At 55.8% G+C, this 22,172-nt stretch carries 7 protein-coding genes; 3 read left to right on the forward strand and 4 right to left on the reverse strand.

Annotated features, from left to right (window positions below; genetic code table 11):
- The first annotated feature begins 109 nt into the window (after window positions 1-109).
- Complete coding sequence (locus ACAW87_RS20820) at window positions 110-2,953, forward strand: M14 family metallopeptidase (protein WP_370725574.1); 2,844 nt, start codon at window positions 110-112, stop codon at window positions 2,951-2,953.
- A gap of 100 nt (window positions 2,954-3,053) precedes the next feature.
- Here ACAW87_RS20820 and ACAW87_RS20825 read toward each other — a convergent pair whose 3' ends face one another.
- Window positions 3,054-3,587 carry a DinB family protein gene (locus ACAW87_RS20825; protein ID WP_370725575.1) on the reverse strand — a complete coding sequence of 178 codons (534 nt, stop codon included), beginning with the start codon at window positions 3,585-3,587 and terminating at the stop codon, window positions 3,054-3,056.
- A 43-nt stretch (window positions 3,588-3,630) separates the two neighbouring features.
- Between ACAW87_RS20825 and ACAW87_RS20830 the strand changes: the two genes are divergently transcribed.
- Window positions 3,631-4,839 (forward strand): FAD-dependent monooxygenase, encoded by a 1,209-nt coding sequence (locus ACAW87_RS20830; RefSeq protein ID WP_370725576.1) that lies wholly within the window; start codon window positions 3,631-3,633, stop codon window positions 4,837-4,839.
- Between the two features lie 81 nt (window positions 4,840-4,920).
- Here the strand turns inward: ACAW87_RS20830 and rpiB are convergent, their stop codons facing one another.
- From rpiB to ACAW87_RS20845, 3 genes are all read right to left on the reverse strand, one after another.
- A complete protein-coding gene (gene rpiB, locus ACAW87_RS20835; RefSeq protein WP_370725577.1) occupies window positions 4,921-5,349 on the reverse strand; it encodes a ribose 5-phosphate isomerase B in 429 nt (142 codons plus the stop codon).
- 145 nt (window positions 5,350-5,494) lie between these two features.
- Complete coding sequence (locus tag ACAW87_RS20840) at window positions 5,495-6,805, reverse strand: RagB/SusD family nutrient uptake outer membrane protein (protein WP_370725578.1); 1,311 nt, start codon at window positions 6,803-6,805, stop codon at window positions 5,495-5,497.
- Between the two features lie 135 nt (window positions 6,806-6,940).
- Complete coding sequence (locus ACAW87_RS20845; RefSeq protein WP_370725579.1) at window positions 6,941-10,135, reverse strand: SusC/RagA family TonB-linked outer membrane protein; 3,195 nt, start codon at window positions 10,133-10,135, stop codon at window positions 6,941-6,943.
- Window positions 10,136-10,579: 444 nt separating this feature from the next.
- Here ACAW87_RS20845 and ACAW87_RS20850 point away from each other — a divergent pair, with 444 nt between their 5' ends.
- Complete coding sequence (locus ACAW87_RS20850; protein ID WP_370725580.1) at window positions 10,580-22,126, forward strand: hypothetical protein; 11,547 nt, start codon at window positions 10,580-10,582, stop codon at window positions 22,124-22,126.
- The last annotated feature ends 46 nt before the right edge of the window (window positions 22,127-22,172 follow it).

Raw genomic sequence — 22,172 nt, forward strand, 5'->3', positions numbered from 1 at the left:
ATACCACCGGCAAAGCCAAATTTTCTATTACGCTTCTTCATATAAGCCGTAGAAAATGGCGTACTTGGCCGTTTATTCATCAACGGCCCCGACGGCCCTGACTCACTCTATGTTCCGTACAACTTTACTTGCATTAAGTACAGCCCTGCTGCTATTTACATCGGTGCAGGCGCAAACCGTACCGACGCCGAAAGACCATTTCGGCTTCAACATCGGCGACGATTATCAGCTCGCTACCTTCACCCAAACGGAGGCGTATTTTAAGAAACTGGCCGCTTCGCCACGGACTAAGCTGACTACTATTGGCAAGACGGAAGAAGGCCGCGATCAGTTTATGATGATCGTCACCTCGCCCGAAAACCACAAAAAACTGGCCCGTTTTCAGGAGATTTCGACCAAAATGGCGCGGGCTGAAGGGTTGACCGAACAGCAGGCGCAGGCTATGGCCCAGGAAGGTAAAGCCGTGGTCTGGATCGATGGTGGCCTACACGCGACCGAAACCGTGGGTACGCACCAACTGATCGAAACGGCCTACCAGCTGGTGAGCCGCAATGACCCCGAAACGATGCGGATTCTGGATAACGTGGTTATTCTCTTGACCCACGCCAACCCCGACGGACAGGAACTGGTCTCGAACTGGTACATGCGGAACCCGGCTCCCGAAAAGCGGTCGCTCGATAACCTACCCCGCCTGTATGAAAAATACGCCGGTCACGACAACAACCGCGATTTCTACATCATGAATCTGAAAGAGTCGCAGAACATCGGCCGTCAACTGTTCGTCGACTGGATTCCGCAGATCATGTACAATCACCATCAGCGTGGTCCGGCTGGGTCGGTGCTGGCGGGCCCACCCTACCGCGATCCGTTCAACTATGTGTTCGACCCGCTGATGGTAACGGGCATCGACGCGGTTGGAGCAGCCATGATTAACCGCCTGAATACGGAGAACAAGCCCGGCTTTACCCGGTTGGGTGGCTCGGTTTTCTCGACCTGGTACAACGGTGGTCTGCGCACAACCACGCACTTCCACAACATGATTGGTCTGCTGACGGAAATTATCGGAGGACCAACACCCGAGAACGTACCCCTGATTCCGTCGCGGCTGATCCCGAACGGCAACACGCCAAACCCGGTTACGCCGCAACGGTGGCGGTTTCGCCAGTCGATCGATTATTCGGTGTCGCTCAACTATGCCGTGCTCGATTACGCCGCCCGCCACTACGACCAACTGCTGTACAACATTTACCGGATGGGCAAAAACTCGATCGAGCGCGGCAGCGACAGTTATTGGACACTCTCGCCAAAGCGGGTCGATGCCATTAACGAACTGTATCAGGCCGATCTGAAAAAGACGCCGCCAGCTAGTGCTGCGACCGCCCGCGCCGCTGCTCCCGGTAGCGGCACAGCCGCCGCCCCTGCCAGCGTCACGGCGCCGGGCAGTGCAACGGCTGTATCTGATCAGGCTCCGGCTCCGCGTGGTGAGGGTGTGCCCGTGAAGTACTTCACCACCGTGTTGAAAGACTCGCTTCTTCGCGACCCGCGCGGGTACATTATCCCATCGAGCCAGGCCGACTGGCCAACGGCGGTGAAATTTGTGAACGCGCTCATCAAAACGGGCATTCAGGTGCAGCAGGCTACGGCCGAGTTCAGCGTGGCGGGTAAGACGTACCCGGCGGGTTCTTACGTCGTGAAACTCGATCAGGCGTTCCGGCCGCATATTCTGGATATGTTCGAGCCGCAGGATCACCCCAACGATTTTCAGTACCCCGGTGGACCGCCTGTTCGCCCCTACGATGCCGCCGGCTGGACACTTGCTTACCAAATGAACGTGCAATTTGACCGTCTACTCACGGGCTTCGACGGTGCGTTCAAGAAATTGCCTTACGGAGAACTGCAATCGCCAACCGCTAAAGTTGTTGGGTCGGGTGCCGGGTACGTCCTGAACAGTCAGATCACCAACGCTTTTATGGCCGTCAATGATCTGATTAAAGCGGGCGTAGAGGTTTATCGGATACCTACGGGCACGAGCACCGTTCCAGCCGGGTCTTTCTACGTACCTGCGTCGGCCAAGTCCAAATCGATCATCGACGCTGCGGGTATGACGGTAACGAGCATGGCCAAGCGGCCAACGAACGTGAAAAAAGTAACGCCCCTGCGCATTGGCCTGTGGGATACCTACGGCGGATCGATGCCCTCGGGCTGGGTACGTTGGCTGATGGAACAATACCACTACCCGATGCAGCTCGTTTACGCGCAGGACATCGACGCGGGCAATCTGAAGAATAAATATGACGTGATCGTCTTCGTGACCCGCGCTATTCCGGCCGTAAGCAGTGGTACACCGGCACGCGGCGAAGGTGAATATGGCGGTGGACGGGAGCCTAAAGTAGAGGAAATACCCGAAGAATACCGTCCGTCGATGGGTCGCATTACGGCGGCAAAGTCGATTCCACAGTTGAAAGCGTTTATGGAAGCAGGCGGGCAGGTCGTTACTATTGGCAGCAGCACCAATTTGGCCTATCACCTTGGCTTGCCCGTGCGTAATGCGCTGGTAGAACTGGGACCAACCGGACAGGAACGGCCATTGAGTAACGAGAAATACTTTATTCCCGGCAGCATTTTGCGCGCCTCCCTCGACTCAACGCAGCAGGCCACCTGGGGAATGCCCGCGCAGGCCGACGTCTATTTCGATTCAAGTCCGGTTTTCAAACTGGCACCAGAAGCCATTGCCAACGGGACCGTGAAACCGCTGATGTGGTTTCCGAACGACAAGCCGCTCCGCAGTGGCTGGGCCTGGGGACAAGCCTACCTCCGCGATGGCGTAACGGCCTTCATGGCACCTGTCGGAGCAGGAAAACTTTACGCCTTCGGCCCCGAAATCACGTTCCGCGCCCAGGCACAGGGTACGTTCAAGCTACTCTTCAACCAGTTGTATGGATTGGGTGATTAGGCAATAGATTGCCGAGCAAAAAAAGGCTGACGCTGGACCTGTCGAAGGGCCATGCGTCAGCCTTTTTTATTAAAGGTTAATTCAATATTTAACCACCCAATTAAAACAACTTCTCCTGCGGTGGTTTGGCCCCGGCCAGGCGGATGTAGACGGTGGTTTGGCCGCGGTGGTGCGTCTGGTGCTCGAAAGCTTTGGCCAGTGCCGTGGCCCGGCTCATATCGAAGCGGCCGAACAGTTTTACCTGCTCGCTCATCTGAGCGGGCGTTAGCTTTTTCACTCCGGCAATCACGAAATCATAGCTTGCCAATACGAGTTTAGTGATGTTGGCTTTCGATTTGTCCGTTGTCGACTTCTCCAGATCTGCTACGCCGTCTGGCTTTTTCTCACCTGTGGCCGCTGAGCCAAAGCCGTAACCGGCGTCGGTCAAGTGAAGCATTTGCTCGGCAAACGAACGCATTTCCGGCGTGGGTTTCAACGCGTAGCCCGACTCTGGCATCGCATCCAGATATTCCTTCGTATAGGCTTTAGCCCGTTCCCATTCCTTCACCGTTTCGTCGATAGAGGCTTGCGCCCGTACAACCTGGCTGATGCCCAATACAAGGCACAGCGTTACTAGTAGATTATATAGTTTCATATGGTAAAAGTAGCCTCTTTCTGTTGATAACAGTTTACTGAGTATGACAACATCTGCGTCGAAAAAAGTACTTATATCCGGTGCCAGTATTGCGGGCCCCACGCTGGCTTTCTGGCTGACCAGATACGGCTACGAGGTCACCCTTATTGAACGCTCAGCCTCACTGCGTCTTGGTGGCCAGAATGTTGACATCAATGGCCCGGCCGAGGAAATTGTCCGTAAAATGGGCATTGAACCCGCCATACGGGTTGCCAATACGAGCGAGGTTGGTCTGCAATTCATTGATCAGGATGGCCAGGTAGTGGCCGCCTTTCCGAAAGACGGTGCAGTCAGTGGTACCCGCGAACTGGAGATTTTGTGGGGCGACCTGGTCAGTATTCTGTATAACTGTACGAAGCAGGATGTAGACTACCGGTTTGGCGATTCGATTGTGGGTCTGGATCAACAGCCCGATGGCGTAACCGTGGCCTTTTCGAGTGGCAAAACAGAAATCTTCCAGCTGGTTATCGCTGCTGATGGTGTTCGATCAAGCACCCGCCGACTGGTGTTTGGCGACGAGCCCAAATTCAAATACCTGGGGCTATACACGGCGTACCTGACTATTCCCCGGCAGGAGACAGACAACAACTGGTGGCGCTGGTACACTGCCGTTAACCAGCGTGTGGTTATGCTGCGCCCTGACAATCAGGGCACCATACGGGCATCTGTCGCCTTCATGGAACCTGATAAGGCCTACGAAAAGTTGTCGCCTGCGGCCCAAAAAGACGTATTGAAAGCCAAGCTGGCTGGTGCCGGTTGGGAAGCAGACCGGATCATCGACGCGATCGATAAAACGCAGGATGTGTACTTCGACAAAATAGGCCAGATAAAAGCCCCCAGATGGTCGGATGGGCGGGTGGTGATGATTGGCGATGCCGCCTATTGCCCCACGCCGTTGACCGGTAAGGGAGTCACCCTGGCTATGGTTGGTGCCTACGTGCTGGCTGGTGAGTTAGCTACGCATGAACGCCATCAGGATGCGTTCGCCGCTTACGAAAAACGCATGCGTCCCTATGTAGATGAGGTCCAGAAATTGCCTCCTGGTGTGCCCTGGCTCGTGTATCCGAAAACGAAGTGGGGGGTATCGACACTAAACAGGCTTGCGGGCCTATTCGCCAGCAAGCCTGTTCAAAAGCTAGTGAGCCTGTTCAGCTCATCCAACGCTGAAAAAAAGACCGAAAAGGAGGGCATCGAACTGCCTGACTACATGTAAAAAAAGTGTGTCGTTTACAGTTGCGCTGCTACATCGTATTACTTCATGAGTGGCAGCGAAACTGTAAACGACACACTTTTTTTACAAATCCAGCTTCTCGATCCTTGCCTGATGGCGGCCACCTTCGAATGGCGTTTCGATGAAGATGTCGACGATGCGGAGGGCTAGTTCTTCTGAAATCTGGCGCGCACCCATCGAGAGCACGTTAGCGTCGTTGTGTTCGCGGGTGAGGCGGGCGGTGTCTTCGCTCCAGCACAGACCGCAGCGAATACCTTTCAGGCGGTTGGCAGTCATGGCCTCGCCGTTGCCCGAGCCACCGAACACGATAGCACGCTCAGCCTCACCGTCGAGAACGGCCTGAGCAGCAGGGCGAATAAAATCAGGGTAATCGACGGGATCAGGCGAATAAGTGCCTTTGTCGATAACGGTGTGGCCGGCCTGTGTCAGGTGGGCTTTTACCAATTCTTTGTAGGTGAAACCGGCGTGGTCGGTGCCGAGCGCAATGATCATAACAAACTGCTTTTTACGACCCGAAAGGTACGAGGAAAACAGTTTGTAGTTTGTCGTTTGAGGTTTGTGGTTGCGCTGTTACATCACAATACTTGATGAGAAGCAGCGCAACCACAAACCTCAAACGACAGACTACAAACTGTTTTTACAACCCCGGATCGGCGGGCGTGTTGGTGTTGTTATCGCGTTCGGTGCGGGGGTAGGGGAAGAAGTTTCGGTTGCGTTCGGCACCCGTTGTACCCGCCGCAGGACGTCCAAAGCGGCGGCTGTCTTCGAGCCGAAAACCCTGGAAGGCTAATTCGATGAGGCGGTTTTTGTAGATATCCAGCAGAATATCAGTAGCCGTATTGGCACCCGCGTAGGCTGGCAACCCTGCACCTAACCCGAAGACATCAGCCGTAGCGGCTTTAGTACGTACCCGGTTCAACTGCGTCACGGCGTTGGTCAGGTCGTTTTTACGGGCGTAAGCTTCGGCCTGAATCAGCGGTATTTCACCGGGGAGATACACCGGAACGGCCGCGTTGTTGGCTGTGTAATAGGCTGAGGCTACTACGGGCGTAACGGCGGTGTTGCTGCTCACTTTGGTCAGAAACGCCAGTCGCTTGTCGGTCGGGTCAGGGGCCAACGTACCTATCAGGCCGAGATTGGCGTTGGTAGGCTGGTAGTTGTTCAGGTTACCAAACGTGGCCTCGAACAGTGGATTCCGGGTGTTATCGTCGAAATTGAACGCCGACCGCTTGGTCAGATCAACTTTGGCGGCGGCGGCAATGGCTTTATCGTTATCACCCACAAAGAGCGCATACCGAGCAATCAACGCCTGAATTGTGTTCGGAATATCGATGCCCGGAACCACTTTGCTGGTAAAATTGGCCGAAACGGGGGCAGCAGCGACCTGCGTAGCGGCGGCTTCCAGCGTCCTGATCGCTTCCTGCAACACCTGAGTCCGCGACACAAACGGTGCGTTGGTGGCCGTGGTGATTGGTGCCTGCTCGAAGAACTGCGCTAACGTACCCAACGCCAGCGCCCGAAAAATAGATGCATAGCCCACGATGCCGCTTTTTGTGCCGGGATCATTGTCGACCACGGCCGTGTTGGCCAGAATTAGCTCGGCGTTGGCCCGCACCAGTTGCGATTGCGTCCAGAGGTTACGTACTACCCCGTTGCCGTTATTGACGTTGCCACCGCCCGTAGCCAGATTGGCTTCTTCGATGTTACCGACGTTCAGCACACTCAGTTCGCGGGTGGTCAGACCGGCTCCGGCTGTGGCGTTATAAAGCACACTCAACGCGCCGCCTGTTGTGTACCGGAATTGCAACCCGTTGCAGAGCGTCATCAACCCATCGGGCGAGCTTACCGCCTGGGATTGACTGATCGAACTGGGGTTCAAGTATTCGGGCGTCTGGCAACCTGCCAGCGTCACCGCGAGTATGGCCGAAAGAATGATGAATTTTTTCATTTTGAAAGAGTTTCTCCTCACCCCAGCCCCTCTCCCAGAGTGAGAGAGGGGAGCCGCTTTGGCGGAGCTACGCCAAAGAATGGGCCGAGCACCCCCCTCTCCTTGTGAAGGAGAGGGGCCGGGGGTGAGGTGTTTTTAGAATGATGCCGTTAGTTTGAGTTGGTAGGTACGTGGAATAGGTACGTTGCCGAAGTCGACGCCGCGGATCAGGTCGTTGTTACCGCCCGCATTGGTTTCGGGGTCGAAGCCGGTGTAGTTGTCCCACGAATACAGGTTCCGGCCAATCAGGGCCACGTTCAGGCCACGAATGGCCTTGGTAAAGGTGGGTAGCGCGTAGCTAAGCGACAGTTCGCGAAGCTTGGTGTACGAACCGGGATCGACGCGAAACTCCTGGGTGTTGTAGATACCGAAGATGTAGCCGCGTGGTAACGTACCCCGCAGTTCCTGCTCGGCAAAGTCGCCCAGACCTACGCCCTGCCGGGTACGTTTGTCGGCGTTGAATACATTGGCACCCTGCACGGCGTCGAGTAACACATGCAGATTGAGCTTTTTGTAGGTGAAATTGGTGCTGAACGAGCCGGTCCATTTCGGGTTTGGGTTACCAATAATCACGTTGGCCAGGGGCTTGCTCACGTCTACGTTGCCGTCTGACAGGCGAGCAGGCGTAAAGTCGGTCGTGCCTGTATTGGCCACCAGTGCCCGTTCAGACTGTGGGAAGCCCGATGATGTCAGGATCAGTGAACCGTCGGGACGGCGGGCGTAGCCGGTGCCGAAGAACACACCAACGGGTTGATTCAGCAGCAGCCGTACGGGCGCACCCGATACGCCTTCCGCGCCAACATCGACCACCGTTAGCCCACCCAGGTCGGTGACTTTGTTGCGGTTCTGATTGTAGATCACCATGAAATCCCAGCTAAAATCTTTGGTTTTTATGGGTTGAACGTCCAGCGAGATCTCGAAGCCTGTGTTCTGCATGGCTCCCACGTTGTTCAGAATAGTGGTACCACCCGTTGATGGGGCGAGCGTGCGGTTCACAATCAGGTTGCTGATTTTTTGCTGGTAAGCGGTGAAGCCCAGATTGACTTTTCCGTTGAGCAAGCCCACATCAACACCTCCTTCCAGTTCGGCCATGCGTTCAGGTTGTACATCCGGGTTGGCCAGTTGCGTACCGGGTACAATCGTGTTCCGACCCAGGAAACCAACCGGGTTGAACTGGTAGAAACGGGCATATGACCCAATTCCCGACAGGTTACCGGCCTCACCGTAGCTGGCCCGTAGTTTCACGCCATTGATGGTTTGGCCAATTCCCGCGCTCTTCCAGAAATCCAGATCAGACAGAATAAACGAACCGCTCACTTTGGGGTAATACTGGTTGGTCTGCGAGGGCGAGAACTTGCTTGACTGGTCGCGGCGGACGGCTCCGGTCAGGAACGCCAGGTTTTTGTAGCCAACCGTTGCCTGCGCAAACAGGCCGTTCAGCGCGTAGCGGTCAAGTCCATAACCCAGGCCGTAGGTTGTATTGCTAGTGCCGCTTACCGTTTCAATAAAGGGCGAGAGGTTCTGTCCGCTCAGCGTGGTATAGTCAGACTGGAAGTACTGGTAGCTGTAGCCAGCAATGGCGTTCAGCTTAATATTTTCACCGAACATGGTCTGGTAGGATACGTTCAGGTCATTGTTGAACTGCATAACCATATTGGTGGCGTTGGCTGCGTAGCCCTGCGGGTAGCGGGCGGCAGGCAAACCAGCCACCGCCTGATAGGGGTAAGGCCGAATGTAGTTCTTGCCCAGTTGTGAATATGAATCGACACCGGCAATGTAGTCAACCGCGAAGCCTTTAAACGGCGTCAGATTCAGTTGCACACTACCAATGGTGCGGCTAACCTGCTGCGAAAACTCCATGTCTTCAATCGTAGATAGCGGGTTTACGCGAGTGGGTTCAACGGCGAGCAGATTACCGGCAGCATCGCGACGGGTGATGTCGTAGATGTTGTTGGTGATATTGACCGCGTTAATGGGGCTGTAAAACACGTTTCCGTTGGCTTTCTCGTTCGAGAGGCTGTTGGCGTAGCTCAGGCCAACGGTCATTTTGGCCCAGTTTGTCAAGCGCTGATCTACGCGGGCGCGGAGGCTGTAGCGCGTGAAGTCGGTGCCCTTGATAATGCCCTGGTTCTGCAAATAACCCAGCGACACGTAGTACTGCGTGTTGTCGTTCCCGCCGCCTACCGAGAGATTATTGTCGGAACCTGTACCCGTGCGGAAAATCTGATCGAAGTAATTGTAGCGTGTTACATCAACGAGGTTAGTAGCCAGTTGAGTGGTTGTTCCGTCGCGAAAAACCCCCGCAGTAGTAGTGCCGGGGTTGGCTGCAATTTGCGCCGCCGAAATGCCACCAATCGGATATAGCCGTAGGGCCGTAAAACCAAATTGTTTTCCATATGTATTCACAGGCACCATCTTGCGTAATTCGTTGACGTTGAACGAGGTGGAGAACGATACCTGTGGCTTGCCGGTCTTACCTCGTTTGGTGGTGATGATCACTACACCGTTGGCCGCACGCGATCCGTATTGAGCCGCTGCTGCCGCCCCGTTGATCACGTTTAAGGTGGCAATATCGTCGGGGTTGATGTCGGAAAGGCGATTTTGGCCCACATTCGAGTTACCCACGTCATTGGCCAGGGCCAGTTGCGATACGTTGGTGCTGGCGTTGCTGACAATGACTCCATCCACGATATAGAGCGGATCAGATGAACCGGCCAGCGACTTGATGCCCCGCAACCGAATGGTGATACCACCCGCCGGGTCGCCGGAGTTTTGGGTAATCTGTGCGCCGGGTACTTTACCCTGTAGTGAATTGATCAGATTTCCCGAGCCAGATTGCACCAGGTCCTGCGCTTTAACCGTACTGATGGCATTGCCTAGCTCACGCTTGGGGGCCGATAATGTTGAACCGGTTACGACCACTTCGTCGAGGTTGGTCGAGGATGCTTTGACAGTGACATTCAGCGTAATCTGCTCGGTTGTTCCGAAAGTGATCGGCTGCTGATTTGTTTCGTAGCCAATGGCCGAAATCACCAGCGTGGCCGGTCCGGGTTTCACGGTCGCTGCCAGCGTGAAATTGCCGTCAGCATCAGATGAGGTGCCGATCGTGGTGCCGGCAATAAGCAGGGTAGCACCCGGCAGTGGCTGACCATTGTCTTCGGTGATGCGACCTTTAATGGTGTAGCGGGTAGTAGACTGAGCTACCACGCTCAGGCTGGCTAAAGAGAGGCACAGCAGCCAGACCAGACGCTGGTGAAGCAGCGACCTGGAAATTCGATAAAGTGTATCCATTGCTAAAGTGAAATAGGTAAGTACTGATACTAAAATACAGCTAAATGAGTAATTGAAGGCCGAAATTGGTCAAAAATGGGTTGAAAGGCATTTATGGCTTACGTATAGATACTTAAATGCTCCTAACGAGCACTTGTTAGTGCTTCATGTATTTATACGCTTACAAAATTGTGTATGGCATAAAAGTTGGTGCCTTTGTCGACACTACATGTGTGTCGATGTACTATGGGTACTAAAATTTACCAAATTTATTCCATTCGTATAGTTATTTTATTGATAGCCAGTTGTTTACTGGTAATGTGGCCGTATGTTTCATTGGCACAGGCTACCGAGATATGTAACAATGGCATAGATGATGATGGCGATAAACTCATTGATTGTCAAGACCCTGACTGTCCGGAGTGTGATCGGTTCCAGAGTTGCGTTCAGCCCAATACCTGCTATATGCCGCCCATTTGGGGGGTGCCCAACGGCGGCGGGGCCAGTGTGTACGGTTCGCAGGATCTGGTACTGTCAACATCGGCTCCGTATACTACCGTTACCATCCGCAGTGCCGACGGCTCTTTTACCAAAACGGTAGCCGTAACGTCCACAGGATCAACCATTGTATCGCTCCCGACATCGGTGGTGATGTCTGACAAGCCGAACACGAAAGAGCGAGATAAAGGCCTGATCATTACCTCCGGTGAGCCCGTTCAGGTAACGTACCGACTCACGCCAACGCTCAATCAGGATATTGTTCCCCTGAAATGCCGCGCCGCGCTGGGCTATGCGTTTTATGCCGGTAGTCAAACGCGGTTGGGAGGGAATAACAATGCGTTTGAACGGCATTTTGTGTCGGTCATGGCCACGATGGATGGCACAACCGTTACGTTTTGCAGCCCGATCGATCTGGAAGGTCACCCCGCTAATGTACCGTTTACGGTTACGCTGGATGCAGGACAGACGTATATGGTCAGTTCAAAAGTGATCAACAACGGCGTCAATACCGAAAATAAATCGGTGGCCGGTACGCTCGTCACCTCCGACCCCGACCATCCGATTGTGGTCAATTCGGGGTCGCAACATACGGTACAGCCCTATAGCGGTAACCGCGACGCCGGTATCGATCAGCTCGTGCCTGCCCGCACGGCCGGTACTGACTATGTGGCTGTACACAGTCTGAATACGGCCGCTAATTCCGATTACGTGTTTATAGTGGCTATTGAAAATAATACCACAGTTACCATCAGCGGCCCTACCACGGTTGCAGGTACGTCGTCGGTGCTGGCAACCGCTACGCTTCAGGCGGGGGAGGTGTATACGTATAATTTGCCCAATCAGGCCCAAAATCGCGCTTTTTACATCAAAACGAGTAAGAAAGCGTATGCGTATCACGTATCGTCGTATGGTCAGAATGAGTTTGGAATGGGCCTACTCCCGGCCATTAACCCCTGTAACGGCAGTAAACGCATCGATTTTTACCGAACTACCGCCGCATCCAACGATCAGGCGCTGGTCACGATACCGTCGTCAGGTACGTCGAGCCTCACGTTTCGCGGACAGCCATTTTCAGTCTACGGCACGGTGATCGACCTAGTCACGGTAAATGGAGTGCCGCAGAGTATTATCAGTTTTCCGAACAGCTCCATCGCCGCCGTTGATAATGTAAACACGCTGACATCGAATGAGCGTTTTCACGTGGGTGTTGTCTCGAACACGGGCGGTGGCTCAACGGGTAACTACGGGTATTATTCGAACTACGAAGCCCGGGTCGATGTGATCAACGCCAAATCTGGTCAGCCCGACGATTTCATCACCGTGGCTCAGGTCACCGTGGGCAGCCCCGTCGATTACTGCCTCACGCTCACCAGTTGCGGTACCACCAATACAATCAAAAGTATTTTACCGGGTAAATACACTAAATCGGCGACGTTCAATAATCAGCAGTGTGTTACATACACCATGAGTACCACCGCGCCCATTTGTGCCCGCGACACCATTCGGGTCATTGTGCAAAACGAATTGGGGCGCGAAGGGCAGGTATGTCTGGAATACGTGAACAATAACAGCGACCTGATCGTCAATGTGTTGTCGAGTTCGCCCATCATTTGCCAGCCAACGGGAACGGTATCGCTGACTGTGATTCCGATCAGTACCGGCGGTAATTTCCAATACGAATGGATCACGCCCGACAAGCAGGTGCTGACCACACAGGTTATTCAGGGGGCTAAGTCGGGGCGTTATTTTGTCAGCGTGCGCGATGGAAATACCTGCGTCGATACCACCTCGTTCGTGATTCAGGCCGATACGCCCGCGCTGAAATTTGCCGGTTCGTCGACCAGTAGTACCTCTTTCTGCGTGGGGGCCACTGTACCGTATACGCTCTCGGCCACGGCAGGTACGTATGCGTGGAGTGTAACCAACGGCACCATTCTGTCGGGAGGAACACCAATCAGTCAGTCGGCCACCGTGCGTTGGGGGGCGGCGGGTACCGGTACATTACGGGCGGTGATGACCAGCATAAACGGCTGTACGGCCTCCGTAACTCAGACTGTGACCATTAAAGCCGCGCCAACGCTGGCGTTTTCAACACAAAACGAGGCCTGTTTCGGGCAGTCAACGGGTCAGGTGAATCTTACGCCAAGTGGTGGCACCACGCCCTATTCGTACCGCTGGACGGGCCCAACAGGGACAAGCGCCACCACCGAAGACCTGACCAACGTACCCACGGGTGTTTATTTGGTTACGGTCACCGACCGGGGCGGCTGCGTCACGTCGGGCAGTGCTGCGGTTGGGCAGTTTACCACCATTGCCGTTTCGTCGACGGTAATAAATGTCTCGTGTAATGGACGTAATACGGGCGCTATCAGCCTCTCAGTAACGGGTGGGGCACCGGCTTACCGATATTCGTGGAGCAGCGGCGGTACTACCCTGACCGCTACTACACCCAGCCTTACCGGTCTTTTGGCAGGTACGTATGTGGCTACGGTTACCGACGCCAATAACTGTATCGGAAGCCTGACGGTAGTGGTAACCCAACCCCCGGCTATTGTGCTCACACTGACGCCGCAACAGGTAGGTTGCTATGGAACCGCTATGGGTAGCATTGCTCTTTCTGCCACCGGAGGAACCGGCGCTCTTTCGTACCGCTGGAATACGGGGGCAACCTCATCAACGGTGGCTGGTCTGGTGGCGGGTGTTTACTCGGTAACCGTCACGGATGCCAGTGGCTGTACCGCTACCGCAGCAACGACTCTTCTGCAACCGCCCGCCCTTTCGCTGACCACTAGCCGCATAAACCCCACCTGTAACGGAGCCAATACCGGCCGAATTGACCTGACGGTTTCGGGCGGAACGGGCGCGTACTCATACACCTGGTCAACGGGGCAGGCAACGCAGAATCTGGCTGGTTTGGTAGCGGGTACGTATTCAGTAACTGTGTCGGATGCCAATGATTGTTGGGCCACGACCTCCGTAACGTTGACCCAACCCGCTCCGCTTTTGCTGAATGCCACGCAGCAACCTGTTGCCTGTTTTGGCGGTACAACCGGGAGTGTAGCCTTATCGCCTACGGGTGGAACGGGGGCTTATGCGTACCGCTGGAATACGGGTGCTGCAAATCCGGTGCTTACGGCGCTATCGGCCGGTACGTATTCGGTGACGGTTACGGATGCAAACCAATGTTCGGTTGTGCAGCCGTTTTCGGTTACGCAACCTGCCGCCCTTTCGCTTACCGCCACCCAGCAGCATATTGCCTGCAACGGAGCCAGTACCGGCCAGATTGCCGTAACTGTTTCGGGCGGAAAAAGTCCATTCGCCTACGCCTGGGCTGGTTTGCCGGGTACCGGAGCAACTACGTCGACCGTTGCCTCGCTGGCCGTTGGTAGCTATTCGGTGGTTGTTACCGATGCCAACAATTGCGTAGTAAGCCAGACTGTCAGCCTGACGCAGCCCGCCGCTATTACGCCTAATCTGACTAAACAAAATGTAGCCTGTAACGGCGCGGCCACTGGCAGTATCAGCCTGGCCCCAACGGGAGGCACGAGCCCTTATACGTACCTGTGGACCGGTACCGCGGGCGTAAACGCAACGGCTCAAAACCAGACGGGTCTGGCAGCCGGTAGTTATTCGGTGACCATTACCGATGGAAACGGCTGTACGGCGGCTACGTCAACCATTATCACGCAAGCCCCGGCCCTGACACTCTCGGCCGCCCCGCAATCACCCGCTTGTTTCGGGAGTACGAATGGCCGCATTGACCTGACGGTTTCGGGCGGAACGGGCGCGTACTCATACACCTGGTCAACGGGGCAGATAACGCAGGACTTGTCTGGTTTAGGGGCAGGTACGTATTCGGTGACCGTCACGGATGCCAACGGCTGTAGTAAAATCCTGACCGTAACGCTGACTAATCCACCGGGCCTGAACGCGACAACAACCGCGCAAAATCCGGCTTGTATTGGGTCGGCTACCGGAAGCATTAACCTCTCGGCTACGGGCGGAACGGGCGCGTATGGCTTTCGCTGGAATACGGGGGGCACCACCGCAAGCATATCGGCTCTGGTAGCCGGGGTGTATTCGGTGACCCTAACCGATGCCAATGCCTGTTTACTGATTCGTAGCGTTACCCTGACCAACCCACCGGCCCTGACTTTGACGGCCACTACACAAAACCCTACCTGCTTCGGCGCGCCTTCGGGAGCCATCAACTTGACCGCAACGGGAGGCACCGGCGCGTATACGTACCTGTGGACGGGGCAATCGGTGAATGGCCTCAAGACCCGGAATATAACCGGCGTTTTTGCCGGTACGTATCAGGTAACCGTCACAGATGCCAACGGCTGTAGTCAGACCCTGGCTGTTAGTTTGACCAATCCACCAGCGCTGAATGTGGCCTTGTCGTCGGTGCCCGTTTCTTGCAATGGTGCGTCTACCGGCCTCGTCAGCTTGACCACTACTGGCGGCACCGGTGGGTATTCGTACCGATGGGCGGGCCCAACGGGCAGTGGTGCTACTGGTCAGTCGCTGACGGGCATCCCCGCGGGCGCTTACTCGGTTACGGTTACCGACGGAAACGGTTGCGTAGCCAAAGCGCAGGCTACGATTCAGCAACCGTCGGCACTCAGCCTTACCCTGGCGCCACAACCTGTTTCCTGCTTTGGCGGCTCAGACGGGAAAGTAGGCCTAATGGTCCAAGGCGGTTCGGGTGCGTATACCTATGCCTGGAACGGTCCGGCGAGCAACGGCGTGTCATTGTCGGCATTGTCGGGCTTGGGCGCGGGCATTTATTCGGTGACCGTCACGGACGGTAACGGCTGCACTGGCTTTGGCACCACCACCGTCACGCAACCCGCGGCGCTGTCGCTCACGGCCAACACGGTATCGATCGTCTGCTTTGGCGGGGCCACTGGTTCCATTGATATACTGCCTTCTGGAGGTACTGCACCCTATACGTACCTGTGGTCGGATGCGGGTACCACCGAAGATCGAACCGGTCTTTTGGCCGGTACGTATTCGCTGACGATGACCGACGCCAACGCCTGTTTCATCACGATGAGCCGCTCGCTGACGCAATCACCCGGTCTGACCGCTACCGAAAGCCACACCAATGTTGGCTGCACAAACAGCAGCAACGGAGCCATTAGCCTGACGCCCGGCGGCGGCGTAGCACCCTATACTTATCTGTGGAGCAACGGAGCCACTACGCAGGCTATTTCAGGGTTGACTTCCAACACATATACGGTGACCATTACCGATGCAAACGGCTGTCAGTTACTGGTTTCGGTGCCCATCATTCAGCCCATTCCGCTAACCATTCAGCCTGACCCTTCGCTGGTGTTGTGCAATGCGCAGCCCGCCAGCATTGTTACCGATACCCGGGGTGGCACATCGCCGTATTCATACGTCTGGAGTAACGGAGCCACTACGGCATCGGTCTATGGTTTGCCATCTGGTTTTTATTCCGTAGTGGTTACGGATATAAACGGTTGTACGGCTACTACGTCGGCCACTATTGTGGAGCCACCTCCGTTTGGCGTTGCAGCCAGTGTAACGGCTGTGGCCTGTAACAGCGAGGCTACCGGCGTTATTTCGCTGAAAATTGAAGGGGCTACGCCGCCCTACGCGCTGACAATGGCCAACGCCGCCAATACGGTGATCAGCAACAGTACGCTGACAACCGGATTGCCCGCTGGTTGGTACGTGATCAAAGTAGTAGACAGTAACAGTTGCGTACAAAGCACCACGATCTCTATTTCTGAATCGCCAGCCCTAACGTTGGAAACGGCGGCAACCAACGTGCCCTGCTACGGCGATCAGTCGGGGGTGGTTAGCCTGACCGCTTCGGGTGGACGAACGCCGTTTGCCTATGACTGGTCTGGCCCGATGGCCAACGGAGCTTCCATCCCCACGCTGACAAACATCGTGGCGGGTACGTATAGCGTAGTAGTCACCGATGCCAACGGCTGTACCGCCACCGCCATCCGAAGCGTAACCCAACCACCCGGCCTGACCCTTGGCGGCAGTTTCGACCATGTAACCTGCTTTGGCGGAAACGACGGGCAAATCACCGTGTTCCCCGCGGGGGGCACGGTGCCGTATTCGTATTCGTGGACCGGCCCACTGGGTAACGGCCCCACCACGGCAACTAACGCAAACCTGATAGCTGGGGTGTACTCGGTGACCGTTACGGATGGCAATGGCTGCTCCGACGAGTTACGCTTCACCATCGATCAGCCAACAGCCCTATCCGTAGCGGCTTTCCCCGAAAACTTAACCTGTTTTGAAAACGCTTCCGGTAAGATAACCCTGGCCGTGACCGGTGGAAATTTGCCCTATACGTACCTGTGGAACGGACCAACCGGGAGCGGATCAACAGACCATAACCGGACTGGACTAGCCGCGGGTGTATACTCGGTGACGGTGACGGATGGTCATGGGTGTTCAGAGGTTCGGTCAATCACGCTTACCCAACCCGATGCGCTGACGTTGGCTGGCATTACGCGGCCCGTTGCTTGTTTTGGTGCCGAAACGGGAAGTATCAGCCTGACGGTTTCGGGCGGAACCGGTCAGCGGTCGTTTGTCTGGAACGATGGCAGCACGAATCAGGATCGAGCGGGGCTGATGGCGGGTATCTACTCCGTCAGCCTTGCCGATGCCAATCAGTGCGCGATCAGTCAGTCGTTTACGATTACGCAGCCCCCAGCTCTGATGTCGACGGTGAGTAGCGTTAGCGTGGCCTGTTTTGGTGGTACCACGGGAAGCATCAGCCTCACCGCTTCTGGTGGTACAGGGCCTTATTCCTACAGTTGGAACGATGGACTAACCTCACAAAACCGGACGGCTTTAGTGGCGGGCAATTACCTCGTTGTGGTGACCGATGCCAACGGTTGTCAGACCAGTAACGGGGTGCGAATCGATCAGCCTACGCCGCTTGTGCTGGCCCTTACGCCCACAGCAGCCCGGTGTTTTGGTAGTGCCGACGGCGGCATAACGGCGAACGTTCAGGGCGGAACCATGCCTTATTCGTATAGCTGGAACGACGGCTCGACCGGCCAACAGCTTACCGCCTTGCCGGCCGGTACGTATTTTCTGACTATCACCGATGCCAATGCCTGTTCGTCTACCGCCCAAACTACCGTTACCCAGCCAGCCGCCTTGACAATCTCCGGAACCCAGACAAACATTCTTTGTAACGGCGGTACCAACGGACAGGCCAATATAACCGTTTCGGGCGGAACGCTACCATATGCTTATTCGTGGAATACGGGCGCAGTTACCTCATCCATCAACAACGTTCCGGCGGGTGTTTACTCGGTAACCGTCACGGATGCCAATGCCTGCTTTCTGACCCATTCGTTCACGCTAACCCAGCCCACGGCTGTTTCGGTAGCTGTATCGGGCACGAATGTCAGCTGTTTCGGGGAGGCTAACGGGACTGCCAGTTTAACAGCGACCGGGGGAGTTGGCTCGTATACGTACCTGTGGAATACAGGTTCTGTCAATCCCACCCTTATCGGGTTAACCGCTGGTATTTATTCCGTAATGGCCACCGATGCCAATCAATGTTCGAGCCAAAACAGCTTGACTATCAGTCAGCCAACGGCATTGACCGGACGTATCACGAGTACAGCAATCGGGTGTTATGGCGGGGCCGATGGAACAATCGGTACCGTCATTGGTGGAGGTACCGCACCTTACAACTACAGCTGGATGGACGTTGTACTGAACGCACCTGATCGGACCGGTTTGCCGGTGGGTACGTACCTGCTCAACGTCTTGGATGCGCAGGAATGTCATATCACGCTGAGTCGGTCGTTGACGCAGCCTGTGGGTGTTGTCTTAACCATGTTTGTGGTGCCGCCCTACTGCTACGGCGCTGCCGATGGCGTATTGTCGGCCACGGCACTTGGCGGCACGCCGGCGGCAGGTGCCATGCCATATACCTATGTCTGGAACACAGGTACGTCTGCACAGTCGCTATCGGGGGTGAGCACCGGTACGTATTCGGTCACGGCCACCGATGCCAATAGCTGCACCGCTACCTCAACCGCCCTGGTGAATGAACCGACCAGCTTGAGCCTGACCCACATAGCCGTAGCTATTCTATGTTCGGGTGGAAACACCGGCCAACTCGCTGTTGATGTGTCGGGAGGAACACCCGGCGTATTGGGCTATACCTACGTCTGGAATACCGGAGCCACCACCCCGTTGATCGCTAATCTGGTGGCGGGCGTTTATTCGGTCACCGTAACCGATGCCAATAGCTGTGCGCTTGTGCGGTCATTCACACTCACCGAACCACCGGCTCTTTCGCTGATTACCGACCAAACAGCCATTGCCTGTTTTGGCGGGGCTACCGGAACGGCGAGTCTGACCGTCATGGGTGGCACGCCAACAGCCGGTTCTGCCCCTTACGAAATCAGCTGGAATACGGGCTCACAACGAGCTGATTTGTCCGGCCTTACGGCGGGTGTTTACGCTGTCACGGTGACAGATGCCAACCGTTGTGCTACGTCGACCAGCCTTACCCTTACGCAACCTACAGCCTTATCCATCGACGCTTCAACGACGGGCATTGTGTGTTTTGGCGAATCCGCAGGTACTATCAGCCTGACCGTAGCGGGTGGTACTGCGCCCTACAATTACCTCTGGACCGACGGAGCCACCGTTTCTGACCGTACCAGCCTGACTGTAGGTACGTATCAGGTAACCGTTACCGACCAAAACGGATGCCAGACAGCCTTAACGCGAACCTTCACGCAACCAGATCTGCTTCGGTTGCAGATAAGTCCGGCGGCGGTTAGCTGCTTTGGCGGGGCCGACGGGTCGTTGTCGGTGGTTGTTACCGGTGGTAACCTTGCTGGAGTGGGGCAATCGTATACGTACCTGTGGGCTGGCCCTGGGGTAAACGGCGTGTCGACTTCGGTCATTGCCGGTTTATCAGCGGGCGTCTATTCTGTCACTGTCACCGATGCCAATCTGTGCAGCCAAACAATGAGCGAAACCATCACGCAACCCGCCGCCTTGTCGGTATCAGGTTTGGCCATACCGGCCTCTTGCGCAGGAGGAACAGACGGAGCGGTTAGTATAACGGCTTCCGGTGGTATGCTCCTGTATCGATACGAGTGGAACAATGGCGCAACGCAGCCTGATCAGGCCAGTATCGCGGCTGGGTTGTATTCGGTAACCGTGACAGATGGTAATGGCTGTTCGGCACTGCTGTCGCTGTCGGTTACCGAGCCACCGCAACTAACGGTCACGATGGCGTTGCAGAATAACCGTTGCGAAGGGAACAAAACAGGTGGCGCGGTGGCTTCGGTGACGGGCGGCACCGGTCCCTATAGCTACACCTGGACTGATGCGCAGGCTACAACGGTACTGAGCAACACCGATCGGATCGATAATGTATCGGCCGGGGTATACACAGTCTTTGTGGCCGATGCCAATGCCTGCCGCGATACGGTGACCATTACCCTGATGGAACCCCTCAGGCTAGCCGCTCAAACAAGTGTTAAGAACGCCAACTGCTTTGGTCACACCAGTGGAGCCATCAGCACCACGCTGACGGGCGGCACCGGACCATACAGCTACACCTGGGCCGACGGGTATCAAAATCCGCTGCCAAATACACCCGACCTGACCGGGTTGACCGCCGGGGCCTACATCCTCAAAATCGGGGATGCCAATAACTGCCAGGTCGATCTGCTCATTCACGTGGGTGAACCCGAACCGTTAAGTTTGACGCACCAAATAGTGCCGGTCAGTTGCTTTGGCGGGACTGATGGAATCGTCAGTTTGACCGCCTCCGGGGGAATTAGTCCTTACAGCTACACCTGGACAACCGGTGCGGCTACATCCAGCGTGAATGGCTTGTTAGAAGGAACGTATAACGTGATTTTGACGGATGATAACGGCTGTACCATCATTCGGTCGTATTCGGTAAGTCAGCCCGCAACCGTCATGAGCCTGACCGGAACCGCTACGTCTATTGCCTGTTTCAGCGGTACCGACGGGGCGGTGAGCGTTACCGTCACGGGCGGCACGCCCATCACGCAGGAACAACCGTATACGTACCTGTGGGCTGGACCTGGGGCAGGCGGCGCGTCGACCTCGGCGCTTACGGGCTTATCGGCGGGCGTTTATTCCGTCACTGTCACCGATGCCAGTTTGTGTGCGCTAACCGATTCGTTCACCGTTGGGCAGTCGGCTTCGCTAACCGTGGCGGGCACGGTATCGGCGGTGAGTTGCCTGGGTGGCATCGATGGAGCCGTGAGTGTAACGGCTAGTGGCGGCACCCTGCCCTATGCATACGCGTGGAGTAACGGCCCGGACAATTCTCTCAACACGGGCCTTTCGGCAGGCTTGTATAGCGTGACCATTACCGACGGGAACGGTTGCCAATACACCGATTCATTCACCATAACCCAGCCCAATGCCCTGAGCCTCGTTGGTATAGCAATGCCCGTGAGTTGTCTGTCGGGCACCAATGGTACGGTTGGTGTGACCGTGGCGGGTGGTTCCCCTGCATCGCTGGATGGTTCGTATACGTACCTGTGGGCGAATCTGTCAGGTACGTTCAGTGCATCGGCGGCGGCGCTGAGCGGGCTCATGGCTGATGTGTATACCGTGATTGCGACCGACGGAAATGGTTGTACGGCTACCGATTCGTTCACCGTGAGTGAACCAACCGCGATAAGTTTGACAACTGCCGTGTCTGCCGTTCGATGCTTCTCCGGAACAGACGGACTCATTAGTGTAACGGCCACTGGGGGTACTCTACCTTACTCGTATTCGTGGAGCAATGGGCAGGCTACTTCATCGGTATCGGGATTGTCGGCGGGCCTGTACTCCATAACGGTAGCGGACGCCAGCGGATGCACCGCCACCACACCCGTTTCGGTTTCGCAGCCCCCGCCCTACGCCCTCAATGCCGTTGTGAGTCCAGTTGTGTGTAACGGCTCGGCTACCGGCAGTATTGACGTAACCGTTGAAGGAGCTACGCCTGGAATGCCGGAACAGCCGTATCGCTTCACGTGGAGCACCGGAGCCGAAACGGAAGATATTGCCAATTTGACCGCGGGTACGTATTCGCTGACGGTCACTGACGCTAACGGATGCCGCGAAGAAATTCAGTTCCAACTCACACAGGCCGATAATCTGACGCTGACGGGAGAGGCCATTGCGCCAACTTGCGCAGGTCCGTTACCCCGGCCGGATGGCCAATTGCGGCTTATTACGTTCGACCTGGCTTGGCGCTACGCTATTTCGGAGGGTACTAGTTTTACTACCACTGTTGCCGATCTGGGTACGTTACCAAGTATACCGGCCAATGGCGTGTTGCGTAACGACCTACCCAACCCGGATAGCGGCGAGGGGCTGCCCTACACCATCCGGATTTTCACGGCCGATGGGTGTAGTAAAGACCTGACATTGATCCTGCCCCCCGCCGTTTGTACCTGTAAACCCGACATCTGCGTACCTGTACGCATCCGAAAAACGAAGGGATAGTAGTATTCGCAACCGCGCTATTTTGGTTATATTTGGGAAACACAAA

This window comes from Fibrella aquatica, assembly GCF_041321135.1.
GTDB classification, from domain to species: Bacteria; Bacteroidota; Bacteroidia; order Cytophagales; family Spirosomataceae; genus Fibrella; species Fibrella aquatica.